The 18,201-nt window shown below is 45.4% G+C and carries 13 protein-coding genes; 10 read left to right on the forward strand and 3 right to left on the reverse strand.

Features of this window, described 5'->3' with window-relative positions; all coding sequences use genetic code 11:
- The first annotated feature begins 84 nt into the window (after positions 1 to 84).
- The gene (gene ligA / locus CGB83_RS07660; protein ID WP_100075262.1) at positions 85 to 2,094 is read left to right on the forward strand and encodes an NAD-dependent DNA ligase LigA; all 2,010 of its coding nucleotides are present in this window, start codon (positions 85 to 87) and stop codon (positions 2,092 to 2,094) included.
- 137 nt (positions 2,095 to 2,231) lie between these two features.
- On the forward strand, positions 2,232 to 2,876 hold the full coding sequence (locus CGB83_RS07665; RefSeq protein ID WP_100075263.1) for an MgtC/SapB family protein: 645 nt from the start codon (positions 2,232 to 2,234) through the stop codon (positions 2,874 to 2,876).
- Between the two features lie 35 nt (positions 2,877 to 2,911).
- On the opposite strand, the gene CGB83_RS07670 is transcribed toward CGB83_RS07665, so the two are convergent.
- Positions 2,912 to 3,397, reverse strand: a complete 486-nt coding sequence (locus CGB83_RS07670) for a copper resistance protein NlpE (protein WP_100075264.1) — start codon at positions 3,395 to 3,397, stop codon at positions 2,912 to 2,914.
- A gap of 298 nt (positions 3,398 to 3,695) precedes the next feature.
- On the opposite strand from CGB83_RS07670, the gene CGB83_RS07675 reads away from it, so the two are divergent.
- Complete coding sequence (locus tag CGB83_RS07675; protein ID WP_100075265.1) at positions 3,696 to 5,834, forward strand: S46 family peptidase; 2,139 nt, start codon at positions 3,696 to 3,698, stop codon at positions 5,832 to 5,834.
- 71 nt (positions 5,835 to 5,905) lie between these two features.
- Here CGB83_RS07675 and CGB83_RS07680 read toward each other — a convergent pair whose 3' ends face one another.
- Complete coding sequence (locus tag CGB83_RS07680; RefSeq protein WP_100075266.1) at positions 5,906 to 8,773, reverse strand: M16 family metallopeptidase; 2,868 nt, start codon at positions 8,771 to 8,773, stop codon at positions 5,906 to 5,908.
- A 405-nt stretch (positions 8,774 to 9,178) separates the two neighbouring features.
- Between CGB83_RS07680 and CGB83_RS07685 the strand changes: the two genes are divergently transcribed.
- The gene (locus CGB83_RS07685) at positions 9,179 to 10,504 is read left to right on the forward strand and encodes a sigma-54-dependent transcriptional regulator (RefSeq protein ID WP_100075267.1); all 1,326 of its coding nucleotides are present in this window, start codon (positions 9,179 to 9,181) and stop codon (positions 10,502 to 10,504) included.
- A gap of 151 nt (positions 10,505 to 10,655) precedes the next feature.
- On the opposite strand, the gene CGB83_RS07690 is transcribed toward CGB83_RS07685, so the two are convergent.
- Positions 10,656 to 10,898: a hypothetical protein gene (locus CGB83_RS07690; RefSeq protein ID WP_100075268.1), complete on the reverse strand. Its 243-nt coding sequence runs from the start codon at positions 10,896 to 10,898 to the stop codon at positions 10,656 to 10,658.
- Positions 10,899 to 10,919: 21 nt separating this feature from the next.
- On the opposite strand from CGB83_RS07690, the gene CGB83_RS20735 reads away from it, so the two are divergent.
- From CGB83_RS20735 to CGB83_RS07720, 6 genes are all read left to right on the forward strand, one after another.
- Positions 10,920 to 10,997, forward strand: coding sequence for a potassium-transporting ATPase subunit F (locus CGB83_RS20735; protein ID WP_077415921.1), 78 nt, complete (start codon positions 10,920 to 10,922; stop codon positions 10,995 to 10,997).
- Between the two features lie 9 nt (positions 10,998 to 11,006).
- Positions 11,007 to 12,701, forward strand: a complete 1,695-nt coding sequence (kdpA, locus tag CGB83_RS07700; RefSeq protein WP_100075269.1) for a potassium-transporting ATPase subunit KdpA — start codon at positions 11,007 to 11,009, stop codon at positions 12,699 to 12,701.
- 214 nt (positions 12,702 to 12,915) lie between these two features.
- Positions 12,916 to 14,955 (forward strand): potassium-transporting ATPase subunit KdpB, encoded by a 2,040-nt coding sequence (gene kdpB, locus CGB83_RS07705; RefSeq protein WP_100075270.1) that lies wholly within the window; start codon positions 12,916 to 12,918, stop codon positions 14,953 to 14,955.
- A 71-nt stretch (positions 14,956 to 15,026) separates the two neighbouring features.
- Entirely contained in the window at positions 15,027 to 15,581 is a 555-nt protein-coding gene (gene kdpC / locus CGB83_RS07710; protein WP_100075271.1) for a K(+)-transporting ATPase subunit C, read from the forward strand.
- Between the two features lie 92 nt (positions 15,582 to 15,673).
- Positions 15,674 to 16,759, forward strand: a complete 1,086-nt coding sequence (locus CGB83_RS07715; RefSeq protein WP_100075272.1) for a porin — start codon at positions 15,674 to 15,676, stop codon at positions 16,757 to 16,759.
- Positions 16,760 to 17,090: 331 nt separating this feature from the next.
- Positions 17,091 to 18,200 (forward strand): histidine kinase, encoded by a 1,110-nt coding sequence (locus CGB83_RS07720; protein WP_100077530.1) that lies wholly within the window; start codon positions 17,091 to 17,093, stop codon positions 18,198 to 18,200.
- Position 18,201: the final 1 nt, after the last annotated feature.

Here is an 18,201-nt window from a genome sequence, read left to right on the forward strand (position 1 = left end):
GATTTTAATTTTATGGGAATATTTAATTGCCTTATTTTTTAAATGGAATTACTTTAATTATTTTTGCTTAAAAGATAGAACGTAATGTCCGAAAACATTCAGCAAAAAATAGAACGGCTCCGCCAGGAACTTGACCAGCATAACCAGAACTATTATGATCTGGACGCCCCTACCATTTCAGATTATGATTTTGACATGCTCCTGCAGGAGCTTCAGGACCTGGAAGCCAAGCATCCCGAATATTATGATGAAAATTCCCCTACGGTACGGGTAGGCGGAGGAATTACCAAAGTATTCCCTACCATCCGCCATAAGTTCAGGATGTATTCTCTGGATAACTCCTACGATTTTGATGACCTGGAAGACTGGGAAAAAAGAATCATTAAAACGATTGACGATCCTGTGGAATTCGTGGCTGAACTGAAATATGACGGCGCCTCCATTTCCATCCTGTATGAAAACGGAAAGCTTACCCAGGCTGTTACGAGGGGAGACGGTTTCCAGGGGGATGAGATTACCCCGAATGTAAAGACCATTTCAGATATCCCATTGAAGCTGAAAGGTGATTTTCCCGATCAGTTTTTCATGCGCGGAGAAATCTACCTTACACGGAAGAATTTCGATAAAATCAACAAACAGCGCGAGGAAGATGGGCTGGATCCGTTCATGAATCCAAGGAACACGGCCAGCGGAAGCCTGAAGATGCAGGACAGCGCAGAAGTGCGGAAGCGCGGGCTGTCGTCTGTGCTCTACCAGTTTGTTTCGGAAGAATTTCCGGCGGAAACCCATTGGGAACTGCTGGAAAAAGCACAGTCCTGGGGCTTTAAAACTTCCCGGCAGGCAAAATTATGTACCTCAATGAATGAAGTACAGGAATTCATCACGTATTGGGACAATGAGCGCCATAACCTCCCTTTTGAGATTGACGGGATCGTGCTGAAAGTCAATTCGCTCAAGCAACAGAGACAATTGGGGTATACCGCCAAGTCACCGCGTTGGGCGATGGCCTATAAATTCAAAGCCGAAAAGGTAGAAACCGAACTGCTGAGCGTATCTTACCAGGTAGGGCGTACCGGAGCTATTACACCGGTTGCCAACCTGAGGCCGGTTTTACTGGCCGGAACAGTAGTAAAAAGGGCATCGTTGCACAATGAAGACATCATCAAAAAACTGGACCTCCACGAACATGATTTTGTTTATGTGGAAAAGGGCGGTGAGATCATCCCGAAAATCATTGAAGTCAATCCGGATAAGAGAAGTCCGGACAGCAAGGAGATCGAATACATCAGACATTGCCCGGAATGCGGAACGGAACTGGTAAAAGTGGAAGACCAGGCCATTCATTTCTGTCCGAATGAGCTTCACTGCCCGCCTCAGGTCATCGGAAGAATGATCCATTATGTTTCCCGAAAAGCCCTGAACATAGAAAACTTAGGCAGCGAAACCATCGAACAATTTTATAAGGCTAAGCTGATCGAGAATCCGGCGGATTTCTATGCTTTAACCAAGGAACAGCTCATGCCACTGGAAAGACTGGCGGAAAAATCTGTCCAGAATATCCTGAACGGGATCGAACAGTCCAAGACAGTCCCTTTTGAAAAGGTATTGTACGGAATCGGGATTAAGCACGTAGGAGAAACCGTTGCCAAAAAGCTGGTGAAGAATTTCGGGACTATCGATGAGCTGAAGAACGCAACGCTGGAAGAACTTTGCCAGGTAGAGGATATCGGGACCAAGATTGCCGTAAGCATTGCAGACTTTTTCAACAATCCGGAAAATATCCTGATGATTGAACGCCTGAAATCCTATGGCGTACAGCTGGAACGGGGAGAAAGCACCAACGAAGTGATATCCAATATCCTGGACGGGAAGACATTCCTGTTCACCGGAAAGCTTTCGCTGTTTACCCGGGAGCAGGCTGAAGAAATGGTGGAGAAGCACGGCGGGAAAAATATTTCTGCGGTATCCAAAAACCTTAATTTCCTCGTAGTGGGCGAGAAAGCCGGCAGTAAGCTTAAAAAAGCCCAGAGCATTGGTGCCATAGAAATCCTGGACGAACAGCAGTTCCTCGACCTGATTGAGAAACAGCAGTAAACTGTACTGAAAAAGAAATAGTAAAGTATATACCTATGAAGACTGTCCTTACCGGGCAGTCTTCTTTCAATATAACTGCAATCATATTGGAAAGGTAAAATTTATTGTACTTTTAGGTAGCTTAATAAAATGATGTTATGAACCTCTTACCGGAACATTCTGTTGAAAATGAACTGTTGCTGATCTTTATTTCTGTTTTATTGGGCCTGCTGATCGGCGCAGAGCGCGAGTACCGCAATAAATCGGCAGGGCTGCGCACCTTTATCCTGGTCTGCTTCGGGGCCTGTTTGTTTACCATTCTGTCCGTTGTGATCGGCAAGGATGACCCGGACCGGATTGCCGCCAATATCATCACCGGGATCGGGTTCCTGGGTGCAGGGGTTATTTTCAAAGGGGACAACAAAATAGACGGGATAACGACCGCAACTACGATCTGGGCAACAGCTTCCATCGGAATGGCTGTAGGTGCAGGTCATATTTCCATTGCGTTGTTGGGAACCTTACTGGTGCTTCTGGTTCTGAGCATCCTGACCTACCTGGAGAAGCTCATCGATAAAAACCATAAAATTATCGAATATAAAATTACAGTACCGAAAGCGGAAGACCTTCTGTATTGTGAACAGATTTTCGCACAGCATCATCTGAAATCCAGCGTCTCAAAACAGCAGTATTCAGAAGGGAAATTCAGCACGATATGGATCCTTACAGGCAAAAAGAGGAACCACGAATTGTTGGTCCAGGAGATGCGGAACAATAGCAGGATTACCAGCTATCAGTTTTAAAAAAAGCAGAAGCTTCCGCTCCTGCCTGTTATCTATTATTGTTTTTTCTTGAATACATAGAGATCTTTATTAGGACCCTCTACCGGCTGCCCGTTCATATCGAGCTGGGTAAGGGTATTGTTACCGACCTTGTACTTGTAATGTGTATCATTGCCTTTCAGTTCAAGAATATCAGTTGCAGCATTCCATATATAAGTTCCGTGATCTTTATTTTTGGACTTCCTTTCCAGGTATTCTTCCTGAAGCTGGAAGCTGTTATCTTTTTCAAGGGTAAGGGTAGTCTGAATTCCCGGGCAATCGGCACAAGGCACTACCGCTTCATAGGTTCCGTACCAGTCGGCATTGCTTTTTTCAGCCTGTGATGATGCGGGTGCAGCGGCAGAGGACGAATCCACAGGGGTCTGGATCGCCATCGGGTCTGTTTTCAGGTTTGCGGAAGAAACTTCCTGCTGCTTTTCTTTGGAACATGAACCGAGAACAACCAGTGCTGCCATCGAAATGATCTGAATCTGATTTTTCATAACAATAATTTTAGGTGATGCAGGTAATTGGGAACAAAAATTAAGCCGTCGTGAGGTTCACTGGTTTACAGGGAAACTGATCATTTGAAAATTCATCAATCCGGAAATTTTAAAATCCATCTGACCATTACCCATCACGATCAATCATCAATCATTACTTATTACCCATTATTACTCATTACCCATTACTCATTACCCATTACCCATTACTCATCATTCACTATCCCTTGCCCATAACTCTTCCTCTCTCCTGCCCTCAATTCACCTTTTCTTTGTAAATTAGGGCAAAATTTTGATTATGACCAAAAAGATACTTCTATCTGTATTCCTTGTTCCGGCTGCCATGGCTTTTGCCCAACAGTACGGGGGAATGTGGATCCCGACGGAGCTGAATGAAAAAGAAATGAAAGAGCTGGGCATGAAAATCTCTGCCAAGGATATCTTCAACACGCAGAAACCCAGCATTAAAGATGCGGTAGTCCAGTTCAATGGAGGATGTACAGCGGAAATTATTTCCCCGAAAGGACTCCTGCTGACCAACCACCACTGCGGATACGGACAAATCCAGAATCACTCTACCGTTCAGAATGACCTGCTCACCAACGGCTTCTGGGCTAAGAATATGACCGGTGAACTTCCTAACCCCGGTGTGACGGTTGATTTCATCGTTGATATTAAAGAAGTAACGCCTCAGATTCTTGAAGGTACGGAACGGCTTACCGAACCTGAACTTACAAAGAAAATCGCCGCGAACATCGAGGCATATAAAAACAGCCAGAAAATCGAACCTTATCAGTCGGTTTCCGTAAAATCCATGTACTACGGCAATAAATTCTATGCTTTTACCATTGAGACGTATAAAGACATCCGTCTGGTAGGTGCACCGCCGCAAAGCATCGGAAAATTCGGTTCCGACACGGATAACTGGGTATGGCCGAGGCATACCGGAGATTTTTCCATGTTCAGGATTTATGCGGATAAGAACAATAAACCCGCAGAATATTCCACAGACAATGTCCCGTATGTTCCGAAACATTACCTTCCGGTATCCATTAAAGACAAAAACGAAAACGATTTCACTTTTGTATTCGGCTTCCCGGGAAGGACTACCGAATACCTTCCTGCCATTGCCGTTGAAAAGATCATGACGGAAATTGATCCGGCAAGAATTGCTGTAAGAGATGTGGCCCTGAAAACCCTGGACGAGAAAATGCGCGCCGATGATGCCACAAGGATCCAGTATGCATCCAAATATGCATCGGTGGCCAATTACTGGAAAAAATGGATCGGTGAAGTTGAAGGACTGAAAAAGTCTAATGCCGTAGCGAAAAAGAAAGCATACGAAAATACTTTAGCAAATAAAAACGAGCAGATCAAAATCACGCTGGACCAGCTGAATAAACTGTACAGCGACCAGGCTCCTTTTGCCCTGAACAATGCCTACTATTCTGAAGTGATCAGGAATGCTGAAACCCTGATGCTGGCTAATCTGTATTATAATTACGTTACTGCGACAGAAGCCGGGAAAATGGATGAAAAAAGTACTGCCTCACTGAAATCCAGGCTGAAGTCATTCTACAAAGATTACAACCCTGAACTGGATGCCAAGGTTACCGCCAAGCTTCTTGCCCTGTATGCCAATAAAACGGCACCTCAGTTCTTGCCGGCAGGCTTTGAAGCATACAAAAATGAAGCGCAGAACCTGCAGACTATTGAAAATATGTCTAAAAATTCAATCATCAGCGGCAGGTCCCAAGTAAACGGAGCTTCTCTGAGCGAGGATATCGATAAAGCATTTTCTAATCCGGATAAGCTGGTTAAAACATTAAAAAAAGATCCGGTATACGAGCTGTTTTTAACCATGAGAGAAGCTTATACCACAAAAGCTGATCCACAGTTCGCCACTTTGCAGGCTAAAATCGATGCTTTGCAGAAAACCTACATGGCGCAGCAGATGGCTACAGATAAGACCCGTAAGTTCTTCCCGGATGCCAATTCCACCCTTAGGGTGACCTACGGAAAAGTAAAAGGCTCTTCACCGAGGGATGCCGTTTCCTATAACTACCAGACCCACCTGGCGGGAGTCATGGAAAAATATGTTCCCGGAGATTATGAATTTGATGTTCCGAAAAAGCTGATCGACCTGTACGGGAAAAAAGATTTCGGGAATTACAAAGATAAAACAGGCGATGTCCCCGTAGGATTCACCGCCACCAACCATACCACGGGAGGGAACTCCGGAAGCCCGGCGCTGGACGCCAACGGGAACCTTGTCGGACTGAATTTCGACCGCCAGTGGGAAGGCACGATGAGCGACATCAATTATGATCCGCGTTTCAGCCGCAACATCATGGTGGATACCAAATACATCCTTTTCATCATCGACAAATTTGCCGATTCCAAATGGCTGATCGATGAAATGAAGGTGGTTAAGTAATCTGTCGTTATGCTGTAAAAATATTTTCGGCCGCTCCAAAGGAGCGGCCGAAAATATTTATCTCAATTTCATCAGTGCCCGAAAATATCTTTCAGGCTGACTTCCGTAAAGGTTCCCATCTGATCTACGGCTTCCCTGTTCAGGTTCTCCCTTTTACCGATGATCGCCGTATTGAACCGGATCGGCTTAACAGCGGCATCATAAAATGCTCTGAGGTCTTCAAATTCCAGGTTCTGGATCTGTTCGTAAATATCTTTCCTGAAATCATGGCTGATCCCCAATTTTTTCAGCCTTAAAGTATTGAAGAAGATATTCGTACGCGTAATCCGTGCAGATGCAATTTGTTTCAGGGCTGCATTCCGTGCATTTTCAAACTGGATCGGCACTTCAGGAAGTTCATTCATCAGTTCATCCATGGTATCGACGGCAACCTGGAGCTTGTCCGGCTGCGTCCCGATGTAGGTGGTGATATAATCGTGGTGGCCGAGTTCAGCATTCGCAGCGTAAGAAACATAGGCGGAATAGGCCAAACTTTTACTTTCCCTGATCTCCTGGAAGACGATGGATGACAATCCTCTTCCGAAATATTCGTTGAATACGTTGATTTTTCCTAAATCATGGATATCCACTTCTTTTCCGCGGCCTGCTTTGCTCATTTCCATCTGCACCATATCATAATCCGTAAAATAGACATTTCCGGTGGTTTCCGGTTCAGGATAGATCTTCGGTTCAGGAACCTGGAGGCTTTGCGGCTGAATATAATTTTCAATGTATCCTTTGAAACGTTCAAAGTCCTTTCCATAGAAAAACAGCTGATACGGATAGCTAAACAGGTTTTTCATCCGGTCGGTGAAGACTTCTGCGCTGCTGTTTTCCAGTTCTTCCCTGGAAATCACATCCGTAAACCTGGAAAATGGGCCAATCTTCGTATAGGTAGTCAGTGCCGTCATGATGCGGTTCTTATCTTTCTTCACGGCAGCACGGTTCTCCAGCAGCGTTTGTACAAACTGACGGTAAATTTCCTGGTCCGGCTTTACGTTGTGCATCCAGTGCTGAAGCAGGGCGATTCCTTTTTCAATATTTTCTTCCAGCCCGTTTAAGGAAATAAGCAACTGGTCATGCGTGGTTTTAAAATCGTTGGTTACCCCGATCTTGAAAAATTCCATTTTCAGTTCCTCGGGAGAGTAACGGTCGGTACCCAGATACTGCAATACCTGTGTAGCAACGCCAAGATCCCGGTCATGGTCGCTGCCCATGGGAAAGATAAAATGGACCTGGGCCAGGTCGTTGTATTTATTACTGACAAAGCTCAGCGCCTTGCCTTTCACCTCATCCTTGCGGATCTCTTTATCATAATCGATAAATTCAGGCTGGATGTCCTGGGTTTTCTCTGCCAGGATCGCTTTTAAAAAGTCAGATTGAGCTTCACGGTTGATTTTCACCGGCGTGATGCCCGGATTGTCAACCCGGATCAGCTGATCATTGATACCTTTCTCTTTGTATACGGCAACATAATTATCCTTAAAGAATTCCTGTGCAAAATTAACGACATCTTCTTTCGTAAAGGATGCATACTCCTCCATTTCATTTAGTTCCTGCTCCCAGGTCCTGCCTTTAATATAGGTATCGTAAAGGTTAGTGGCCAGTCCGTCTGCCGTTTCCAGGGTTTTCAGTCTCTGAAGCTTAAAATCATTGATGATAGCCGGGAGCATCCAGTCCGGGAATTCCCCATTCTTTAACAGTTCGATCTCCTTTAACACCATGTCTCTGGCCTCGTCCAGCGTCTGGTTTTCTTTGGGTACAGCTACTATTGAGAAATAACCGTATTGCTTCAGGCCTACGGAAAAAGCCTGTGCCCAGAGCATTCTCTGCGTCTGGTTGATGTGCAGGTCCAGAAGTCCGGCTTCTCCCCTGTTGCTTAGGATGTTGGCTGCAATATCTGCCAGCATGGCTTCGCGTGTGCCGTAACTTTCCGTTCTCCAGGCCAGCTGTATCCTGGGCGTAGTCGGGCTTTTCACGGTCCTCTGAACGATCCGGGTCATTGGCTGTTCTGTTACAGGAGTTTTCTCAGGAAGTTCGCGGTAAGGAATGCTGCCGAAATATCGGTCGACCAGCTGAATAGTTTCCTCGAAATCAAGGTCTCCTACCAGTACCATGGCGTAATTATTGGGAACGTAATACTCGTCAAAATACTGGTGGATGGCTTTCATCGAAGGATTTTTCAGGTGTTCCGCCTTTCCCAGCGTGGTTTGCTGCCCGTTCGGGTGGTTGGGGAACAGCGCATCCATCAGTTCATACTGCACCAGCCTGGAATCATTGTCCTGCGCACGGTTGAACTCTTCATACACCGACTCCAGTTCGGTATGGAAAAGCCGTAACGTCAGTTCAGAAAACCTTTCCCGTTCTATTTTAAGCCATTTTTCCAGCTCATTGTTCGGGATATTATTCTTATAGACCGTTTCATCAAACCAGGTATGGGCATTAGTCCCTGTGGCTCCCAGGGAAGAAATAGCCTTGTCATACTCGTTGGCAATGGCATATTGGCTGGCTTTCTGGGAAACCTGGTCTATTTTCGTATAAATCTCTTTCTTTTTTTCTGCATCCGGCTCTGCTTTGTGCTGCTCGTAGAGTCCGGAAATTTCATCCAGCAAAACCTTTTCCTTTTCCCAGTCCAAGGTTCCGATCCTGGAAGTCCCCTTAAACATCATATGCTCAAGGTAATGGGCCAGTCCGGTGTTATCCGCAGGGTCATTGTTGCTTCCCGTTCTCACCGGGATATACGTCTGGATCCTCGGAGCATCGGTATTCCTGGCAACAAATACCTTCAGTCCGTTCTTCAGGGTGTAGATCCGTACATTATTTTCATCGTAGGTAATGGTGGTGTATTCGTAGTTATTATTATCAGTGTGAATCGTTTCCTTATATTTTTTATCCGTCATAAACTCGTTTCATTTTTCTCCTCAATCCTGAGGCATTACAAATGTAAGCAATCGTAAGGGAAAGGTCCCTGTTTTTCTTGTTATTGCATCTATGATCATCATAATCAAAACCCAAAGCGAACGCCGGCTGAATTCAACGCTGATGTATGGGAGCTTATTCCGGCTATCCGCTCATACTCCTCGCGCCGCAGCCAGTCCAAGCTGCTGCGGGTAACCGCTGCTATCCGGGCTAGTGAATCGAAATCCTGTCAGGTCAGTACGGTTTACCCGTCATCCAGCCTTGTCAAGGTTTTAAACCTTGACAAGGCTACCGTACCTCAACATCAGTCTCAACCTTCAGCCTTATTTCCTTTAATCCAAAATAAATTCAATAAGTTTGCATCAGTTTTTCCAAATTTACGCACCATGTCCGGAAACATCCTCATCATCGATGACGAGATCAAGCTCCTCAAGCTCTTAGGAATGATCCTCTCCCAGGAAGATTTTAACGTCAAACAGGCTTCCACCGCACGTTCAGCCATGACCATGCTGGAACAGGCTGAATTTGATGTCGTATTAAGCGACGTCCGCCTGCCGGATGCATTTGGTGTCGAGCTTGTACAATCCATCAAGGCAAAATACCCGCACCTGGAAATTATCCTGATGACCGCCTTCGGGAATATTACCGATGCCGTTCAGGCGATGAAAAATGGCGCTTACGACTATCTGGTTAAGGGGGATGACAATGAAAAGATCATCCCGCTCGTGTACAAAGCTATGGAAAAAGCAAAAGATAATGCGGTTAAAAAAGCACAGAAAGCAACGGTTCAGAAAGGTTTTGAAGCCATTATCGGAACATCGCCGCTGATCCTTCAGGCCAGAAGGCTGGCAGAAAAAGTGGCTGTCACCGATGCTACGGTCCTGCTGACCGGCGAAACCGGGACCGGCAAAGAAGTTTTTGCGAATGCCATCCACCAGGGCAGCGAAAGGAAAAAAAATAATTTTGTCGCCATCAACTGTTCCGCATTCAGCAGGGAAATCCTGGAAAGCGAACTTTTCGGGCATAAAGCTGGCGCCTTTACCGGAGCGGTAAAAGATAAGAAAGGGCTTATAGAAGAAGCCAATGGCGGCACTTTGTTCCTGGATGAGATCGGGGAAATGCCTGTTGAACTCCAGGCCAAATTACTGCGCGTCCTGGAAACCCGCGAATTCATAAAAATGGGGGAAACCAAAGTGTCAAAATCAGATTTCCGGCTTATTGCCGCTACCAACCGGGACCTGGAAGAGGAAATCAGACAGGGAAATTTCAGGGAAGACCTGTATTTCCGTCTGAACATTTTCGAGATCCGGCTCCCTCCCCTCCGCGAAAGGAAAGAAGACCTGAAAGCCCTTGCTAAAAACTTCATTGACTTCTTCTCCCAAAAACTGCATGTTTCCAGCCTCCATGTAGATCCCGAATACTATACACTATTAAGAAAGAACGACTGGAAAGGCAATATCCGTGAACTGCGGAATACCGTGGAACGAAGCCTTATCCTGATGAACGATCATCAGCTGGATGCAGAAAGCCTGCCTCAGTACTCTGAAAAAAATGTTTCCGGAACCGACTCTTTAAGCATGAAATCCCTGGAAAAAGAGCACATCCAGAAAGTCCTGCAGTATACAAAAGGCAACAAAGCGGAAGCTGCACGCCTGCTGGAAATCGGGATTGCTACGTTGTACCGCAAGCTGGAGGAATATGGACTTCGGTAAAAGTTATGAGTTTAAAGTTAAGAGTTAGCCATTCGTTTCTTTAGGATAGAAACAATGATCATTTTAATAACAGGCCTATCATTTTGATAGGCTTTTTTATTTCACGGCACTTTCCAAATTCCACATAAAATATTATTAATCAAACCCTTATTCAAACAATTCCTAAAATGGAATCCCTTTTGGCATTAAGGATACAGAATAAATAATATACAATGACAATTTCAAGACAAACCTTCCAGAAACGGAACCATGCCGTACTCAGTATGCTGATGGTTCCGTATGCAGTATCCACCGTATCAACCCTGATCGTTTCGATATGATGCTGCTGTGCCTTATCATCCTGTGTGTATTCCTGTTCTGGATGATCTACAGGTCCGTTGAATTTTTTGATCAAATATAAATCAGATAAAGAATTATGTGGAGTTTATTTTTCCTTTCCATCCTCGCTTTCGTGTACATCTGCTATGTACTTATAAAACCTGAAAAATTTTAGCCTGAAAACATGAATACAGAAATCTTAGGCATTATTGTCATGTTTGCCATAACCACCGTGATCGGTGTATTTTTAGGAAAATACATTGCCGGTGTATATGGCTATAAAAAAACTTTTTTGAACAGGCTTTTCCAGCCGGTTGAACATCTCATCTACAGAATTTCGGGAATCAATCCGGATAAGCAGATGACCTGGAAACAGAATATGTTTGCCATGCTCACCATCAATATCGTCTGGTTCATCATCGGATTTTTGATCTTGCTGAATCAGTCGTGGCTTCCCATGAATCCGGACGGCAATCCTGATATGTCCCCCGATCTGGCCTTTAACACGGCCATATCCTTCCTGGTCAACTGCAACCTGCAGCATTATTCCGGCGAAACCGGAGTCAGCTACTTTAGCCAGCTATACCTCATGTTCCTGCAGTTTGTAACCGCGGCTACGGGAATGGCAGCCATGGCAGTGCTCTTCAAGGCATTTAAGGATAAAACGACCACGGAATTAGGTAATTTCTACGATTTTTTCGTGAGGTCCATGACCAGGATCCTGGTTCCGGTAAGCATTGTAGTCGCCTTCATCCTTTCTGCCAACGGAAGTCCGATGACGTTTGAAGGTAAAGACCATATCACGACTCTGGAAGACCAGAAAGCGGATGTTTCCAGGGGTCCGGCAGCTGCCTTTATCGCGATCAAGCATCTAGGGACTAACGGCGGCGGGTTTTTCGGGGCCAATTCCGCACATCCGCTGGAGAACCCGAATTACCTGACAAATATGACCGAAATGGTTACCCAGATGATCATCCCGTTTGCATTGGTATTTACATTAGGTTTCTACCTGAAGAAAAGGAAACTGTCTTTGACTATTTTCGCGGTCATGACCATCGGTTTTATAGCCTTAACCGTTCCGAATATCATCAATGAAACCCAGGGAAATCCGCTGATTACCCAAATGGGCACCGATCCTCATCTCGGAGCGATGGAAGGCAAGGAAATCCGTTTCGGAAGTGCTGCTTCGGCCTACTGGAGCATTGCAACAACAGTGATCTCTACAGGATCTGTTAATGCCATGCACGACAGCACCATGCCGCTTTCCGGGATGAACCAGCTTCTGGCCATGATGATCAACTGCTTCTACGGAGGCTGCGGTGTGGGCATCCTGAATTACTTTATCTTCATTATCCTCGCTGTATTCATCAGTGGCCTGATGGTGGGACGTACCCCTGAATTTTTAGGCAAGAAAATCGAAGCCAAAGAAATGAAAATTGCCATGATCGTAGCTTTATTCCACCCGTTCCTGATTCTTGTGGGTACTGCCCTAACCGCCTATCTGCCGGAATTCGGAGCCAAAACACTTAATAATCCCGGATTTCACGGCTTCAGTGAAATGCTGTATGAATTCACGTCTTCTTCCGCCAATAACGGATCCGGATTTGAAGGCCTGGGCGATAATACGCCATGGTGGAATATCTCCACCGGCATTGTATTGCTGCTGTCAAGATTCATCCCGATCATCGGCCCGATAGCTATTGCAGGATTGCTTGCACAGAAAAAATACATCCCGGAAAGTGCAGGAACCCTGAAAACGGATACGGCAACCTTCGGATTCATGACCTTAGCCGTCATTCTTCTGATCGCCGCACTGTCCTTCTTCCCTGCCCTGACGCTGGGACCGATCGCAGAACAGCTGCAATATTTCAGTAAATAGAATTAAACATTGAAAGATTAAAGAGATTGGAAACATTTAAAAATTTAAGGATTGAAGGATTAAAAGATTAATCATTACGTAATGAAAATGAAGTTTTAACCTTACTCACCAATTTCAGTTTTCAAATTTTCAAATTTTTAAATGCTTAAATTTTTAATTTTTTAAATCTCTCAATCTCTCATCCCCTCACTACAAACGACATCCATTCAAAGCAATGAAAAATCAGTCACAGACACTATTTCAGAAAGATCTGGTTAACGAAGCCATACGCCAGTCATTCGTTAAGCTGAATCCGAAAATCATGTTTAAAAATCCGGTCATGTTCCTGGTGGAACTCGGAACCGTGGTCATGCTCATCGTAAGCCTGTTCAGCCTGACAGGCGACCGTTCACAGGGCAGCTTTGCCTATAATTTCCTGGTCTTCGTCATTCTTTTTTTCACGGTCCTGTTCGCCAACTTCGCGGAAGCGATTGCAGAAGCCCGGGGAAAAGCCCAGGCAGATACGCTAAGGAAAACCCGGGAGGAAACTCCGGCCAGAGTCATCCTGGAAAACCATCCCGGATTCCAGTTGGAAACGGTCTTTAAAAAATCCGCCGACATGAAGCTGGGCGATGTGTTTCTCTGTGAAGCCGGCGACCAGATCCCCATGGACGGGGAAATCATCGAAGGACTGGCTACCATAGACGAATCTGCCATCACCGGGGAAAGCGCTCCCGTGATCCGGGAAGCCGGAGGAGACAAAAGCTCTGTCACCGGCGGTACGAAGGTACTTTCCGACAGGATCAAAGTGAAGGTAACCACAAGGCCCGGAGAATCTTTTTTAGATAAAATGATTGCCCTGGTAGAAGGTGCATCCAGACAGAAAACACCCAACGAAATCGCACTTACTATATTGTTAGCCGGGTTTACGCTGACTTTCATCATCGTTACCGTAACCCTGAAACCTTTTGCAGACTATGCGCAGACGCCGATCACCATCGCAGCATTCATTTCACTTTTTGTTTGCCTGATCCCGACAACCATCGGCGGGCTGCTGTCTGCGATCGGGATTGCAGGGATGGACCGGGCTTTAAGGGCCAATGTGATCACCAAAAGCGGCAAAGCTGTGGAAACAGCAGGAGATATTGATGTTCTGCTGCTGGATAAAACGGGAACCATTACCATCGGGAACCGGAAGGCCACACAGTTCCACCCTGTTCATACGACCGAGATGGAGGAATTCATTAAAGCTGCGGCCCTGAGTTCCGTTGCGGACGAAACCCCGGAAGGGAAATCCATCATCGAATTAAGCCAGCTGAAACCTGAGCAACTGCTGGTCCCAAACCCTGTGTATATTGATTTTACGGCTGAAACCAGGACATCCGGTATCGATTTTGAAAATACAAGGATCCGGAAAGGAGCTTATGACACCATTAAGAAACTGACGGAAAAAGCAGGGAATACATTTCCTCAGGAAACCCAGGAAGCCGTAACCCGGATTGCTGAAAACGGAGGAACCCCTCTGGTTGTTTCGGTGAATGAACAGGTATGGGGCGTCATAGAACTTCAGGATATCATTAAAACCGGGATCCAGGAACGTTTTCAGAGGCTGAGGAAAATGGGAGTGAAAACCGTTATGGTAACAGGCGACAATCCCCTGACCGCAAAGTTTATTGCCGAAAAAGCCGGTGTAGACGATTTTATAGCCGAAGCCAAGCCGGAAGATAAGATGAACTACATCAAAAAAGAACAGCAGGAAGGAAAGCTGGTGGCCATGATGGGAGACGGAACCAATGACGCACCCGCCCTTGCCCAGGCCGATGTGGGTGTAGCCATGAACAGCGGCACCCAGGCAGCCAAGGAAGCAGGAAATATGGTGGACCTTGATAACGACCCCACCAAACTGATCGAGATCGTAGAAATCGGGAAACAATTGCTGATGACCCGCGGAACGCTGACCACCTTCAGCATTGCCAATGACGTAGCGAAATATTTTGCCATCATTCCGGCCTTGTTCATCACCTTTATTCCGGCCCTGCAAAAGCTGAACATCATGAACCTGCACAGTCCGGAATCTGCGATCCTGTCAGCCATTATTTTCAATGCGATCATCATCCCGATCCTTATACCGCTTGCCCTGAAAGGCGTTGCTTACAAACCGATCGGTGCGAGTGCCCTGCTGAGAAGGAATCTGTTGATCTATGGCCTGGGAGGGATTATTGCCCCGTTTATCGGAATAAAACTGATTGACCTGGTTATCAGCCTGTTCTTTTAACATTGAACCATGAACATATTAATACGGGTCATTCTTCCATCCCCATTTTATTACCTTAAATTTTTATCAAAATGAAAAATCATATCATATCTTCGTTACGACTGACTCTTGTCATGCTTGTGATAGTAGGAATTTACCTGGGCATTGTGTATGCCGGCGCCAAAATATTACCTACTCAGGGCAATGCAGAGATCATCCATTATAAAGGCCGGAAGTTTTACGCTAATATCGGTCAGGAATTTAAATCTCCTAAATATTTCCATGGCCGTCCTTCTGCGGTCAATTACAATGCCGCCGGAAGTGCCGGAAGCAATAAAGGGCCAAGCAATGAAGAATATCTGCAAACCGTCCAGAAAAGGATCGACACGCTTACCATGCAAAATCCCGGAATGCAGAATGTAAAAGTTCCTGTAGAACTGGTGACCGCCAGCGGAAGCGGACTGGATCCGGACATCTCGCCGGAAGGTGCGCTTTACCAGGTAAAAAGGATTGCAAAAGAAAGAAACCTCCCTGTAGAACAAGTTGAGGCCCTGATCCGGAAACAAACTGAACAATCCGTTTTCGGGCCTTCCAAAATCAATGTCCTGAAACTGAACATTGCGCTGGATAGAATGCAGCAAAAATAATCTGATCACCATTGCTTTTAATCCCTTTTATTTTATTTAAATCATCACTTCTTTAATATACATGTACAGTATTTGCTGTACTCTATCCACCCATGAAAAAATTCATCACCACCACATTTTTACTAGGCTTATTTTTATCTAAAGCCCAAACCTCAGATTCAGCGGCCGTTCAGCCTAAACTAACTTTTTCCGGCTATGCGGAGCTGTTCTATACCTATGATTTCAATGAACCGGCCAATCATATCCGGCAGAACTTCCTGTATTCGTATAACCGGCACAATGAAGTCAACCTGAACCTGGGATTGGTAAAAGCTGCCTATCAGACCGAAAACATGCGTGCTAACCTGGCTCTGATGGCCGGAACCTATGCCCAGGACAACCTGGCAGCTGAGCAGAATGCCCTGCGATATGTTAATGAAGCGAATATCGGGATCAGGATTTCGAAAACGAAAAATCTCTGGATCGACGCCGGTATCATGCCCTCCCATATCGGCTGGGAAAGTGCCATAGGAAAGGACAATATCAATCTTACCCGGAGTTTTGCCGCAGAAAACAGCCCTTATTTTGAGACCGGAGCCAAAGTTTCCTATACTACAGACAACGGAAAATGGTTCATCAGCGGGCTGGTCCTGAACGGATGGCAGCGGATTGCCAAGCCGGAAGGCAACCAGACGATTTCTTTCGGGCATCAGGTGATCTATAAGCCTAATGATAAGATTACGCTGAACAGCAGCTCTTTTATAGGAAACGATAAAGCCAAGGCAGAAAAGAAAATGCGGTATTTCCATGATCTCTTCGGAAATTTTCAACTGACGGACCAATTTTCAACCACACTGGGTTTTGATATCGGAGCCGAACAAAAGGAGAAAGGCAGCCACCAGTACAACCTTTGGTACAGCCCGAATATCCTGATGAAATATCAGCTGAATGATCAATGGGCTGTAGCCGGCCGGCTGGAATATTACAGTGACAGAAACGGAGTCATCATCAGTACAGGAACGCCTAACGGATTTCAGACCTACGGCTATTCCCTGAACGTGGATTATACAATTTTTAAAAATGTGATATTCCGTACAGAGGCCAGGGGATTCACTTCTAAAGATGCCATATTGATGAAAAACGACGAAGTACTGAAAGGAAACTTTTTCCTTACCACCAGTTTAGCAGCCTGGTTTTAATCAGGGATTATATCTAAAACCTAACAGATATTCACGCCTGTTAGGTTGATGTTCATTAAGACTGCGTTTATTAAGAAAACTACTTGGCCAAATGGAAGAAATTATTCCCGTGATTTTATGAAGGATGCACGAAAGATGACATGAGATGATCCATGAAAATCAAAGATTTCATCTTATGTGTTCTTCTGTTTTCAAAGCTTATATCTTCATGATTCTAATGTGGTAAAAATAACTTTTGTGACTTTGTGGTCAAATTGAACAGGTATCTTTTATCCCCCGCTTATTCCTACCGGCAGCCATGCAGAAAATACAATTAAAAAAAATCAAATTCATGTCTTCAGCAAAAGATTTTTCAGAACTGATTCAGAAATCCCGGAAAGGGAAATTCAAAATCTACATCGGGATGAGCGCCGGTGTGGGAAAGACGTTCCGGATGCTTCAGGAGGCCCATTCCATGATACGGAACGGGATTGATGTTAAAATCGGTTATGTTGAAACACACGGACGTGAAGAGACCCAGGCCCTGACCGAAGGAATACCTGAAATCCCGAGAAGGTCATCGTTCTATAAGGGCAAAAACCTGGAGGAAATGGACCTGCAGGCGATCATCAACCTTCACCCGGAAGTGGTTATCGTGGACGAACTGGCGCACACCAATATCGAAGGCTCAAAAAATAAAAAAAGATGGCAGGATGTGCTGGAAATCCTGGACAACGGAATTAACGTCATCAGCGCCATGAACATCCAGCATATTGAAAGCCTGAATGAGGAAGTCCGGAAGATCACCGGGATCGAAGTAATGGAGCGGGTCCCGGACAAGATCCTGGCCATGGCTGATGAAGTGGTTAATATAGATCTCACAGCTGATGAATTGCTTACCCGCCTGAAAGAAGGCAAGATTTATAAAAAAGAAAAAATACAGACCGCTTTACAGAACTTTTTCCAGAGCGGGCATATTTTGCAGCTGCGTGAGCTGGCGCTGAAGGAAGTGGCGACCCATGTGGAAAAGAAGGTGGAAACGGAGATCAGGACGGAAAACTTCAAGCCCGTAAAGTTTCTGGCCTGCATCAGCAGCAACGGGAAAATAGCCAAAAACATCATCCGGAAGACCGCACGGCTGGCCAGTTATTATAACAGTCCGTGGACCGTTCTCTATATTCAGAAACCTTCGGAAAGCCTGGAAAAAATTGCTCTGGATAAACAGCGTTATTTGATTAATAATTTTAATTTAGCACAGGAATTGGGCGCCAAAGTCATCCGTGTACAGAACAACAGCGTGTACAGCGGCATTCTGGAGTATGTTGTTGAACACAATATCACCACGGTATGTATGGGAAAGCCTCATGCGAGATTATGGCAGAGGGTGTTCGGGTACAGCTGGATCTATTCGCTGATGAACCGCCTGAATGAACGGCAGACCGATATTATTATTTTATCCTGAA

Source organism: Chryseobacterium camelliae, assembly GCF_002770595.1.
Classification (GTDB): domain Bacteria; phylum Bacteroidota; class Bacteroidia; order Flavobacteriales; family Weeksellaceae; genus Chryseobacterium; species Chryseobacterium camelliae.

Bases quoted from the DNA above. Each gene is read 5' to 3' on its own strand.
- ligA (WP_100075262.1), top strand. From the start codon at position 85: ATGTCCGAAAACATTCAGCAAAAAATAGAACGGCTCCGCCAGGAACTT.
- CGB83_RS07665 (WP_100075263.1), top strand. From the start codon at position 2,232: ATGAACCTCTTACCGGAACATTCTGTTGAAAATGAACTGTTGCTGATC.
- CGB83_RS07670 (WP_100075264.1), bottom strand. From the start codon at position 3,397: ATGAAAAATCAGATTCAGATCATTTCGATGGCAGCACTGGTTGTTCTC.
- CGB83_RS07675 (WP_100075265.1), top strand. From the start codon at position 3,696: ATGACCAAAAAGATACTTCTATCTGTATTCCTTGTTCCGGCTGCCATG.
- CGB83_RS07680 (WP_100075266.1), bottom strand. From the start codon at position 8,773: ATGACGGATAAAAAATATAAGGAAACGATTCACACTGATAATAATAAC.
- CGB83_RS07685 (WP_100075267.1), top strand. From the start codon at position 9,179: ATGTCCGGAAACATCCTCATCATCGATGACGAGATCAAGCTCCTCAAG.
- CGB83_RS20735 (WP_077415921.1), top strand. From the start codon at position 10,920: ATGTGGAGTTTATTTTTCCTTTCCATCCTCGCTTTCGTGTACATCTGC.
- kdpA (WP_100075269.1), top strand. From the start codon at position 11,007: ATGAATACAGAAATCTTAGGCATTATTGTCATGTTTGCCATAACCACC.
- kdpB (WP_100075270.1), top strand. From the start codon at position 12,916: ATGAAAAATCAGTCACAGACACTATTTCAGAAAGATCTGGTTAACGAA.
- kdpC (WP_100075271.1), top strand. From the start codon at position 15,027: ATGAAAAATCATATCATATCTTCGTTACGACTGACTCTTGTCATGCTT.
- CGB83_RS07715 (WP_100075272.1), top strand. From the start codon at position 15,674: ATGAAAAAATTCATCACCACCACATTTTTACTAGGCTTATTTTTATCT.
- CGB83_RS07720 (WP_100077530.1), top strand. From the start codon at position 17,091: ATGTCTTCAGCAAAAGATTTTTCAGAACTGATTCAGAAATCCCGGAAA.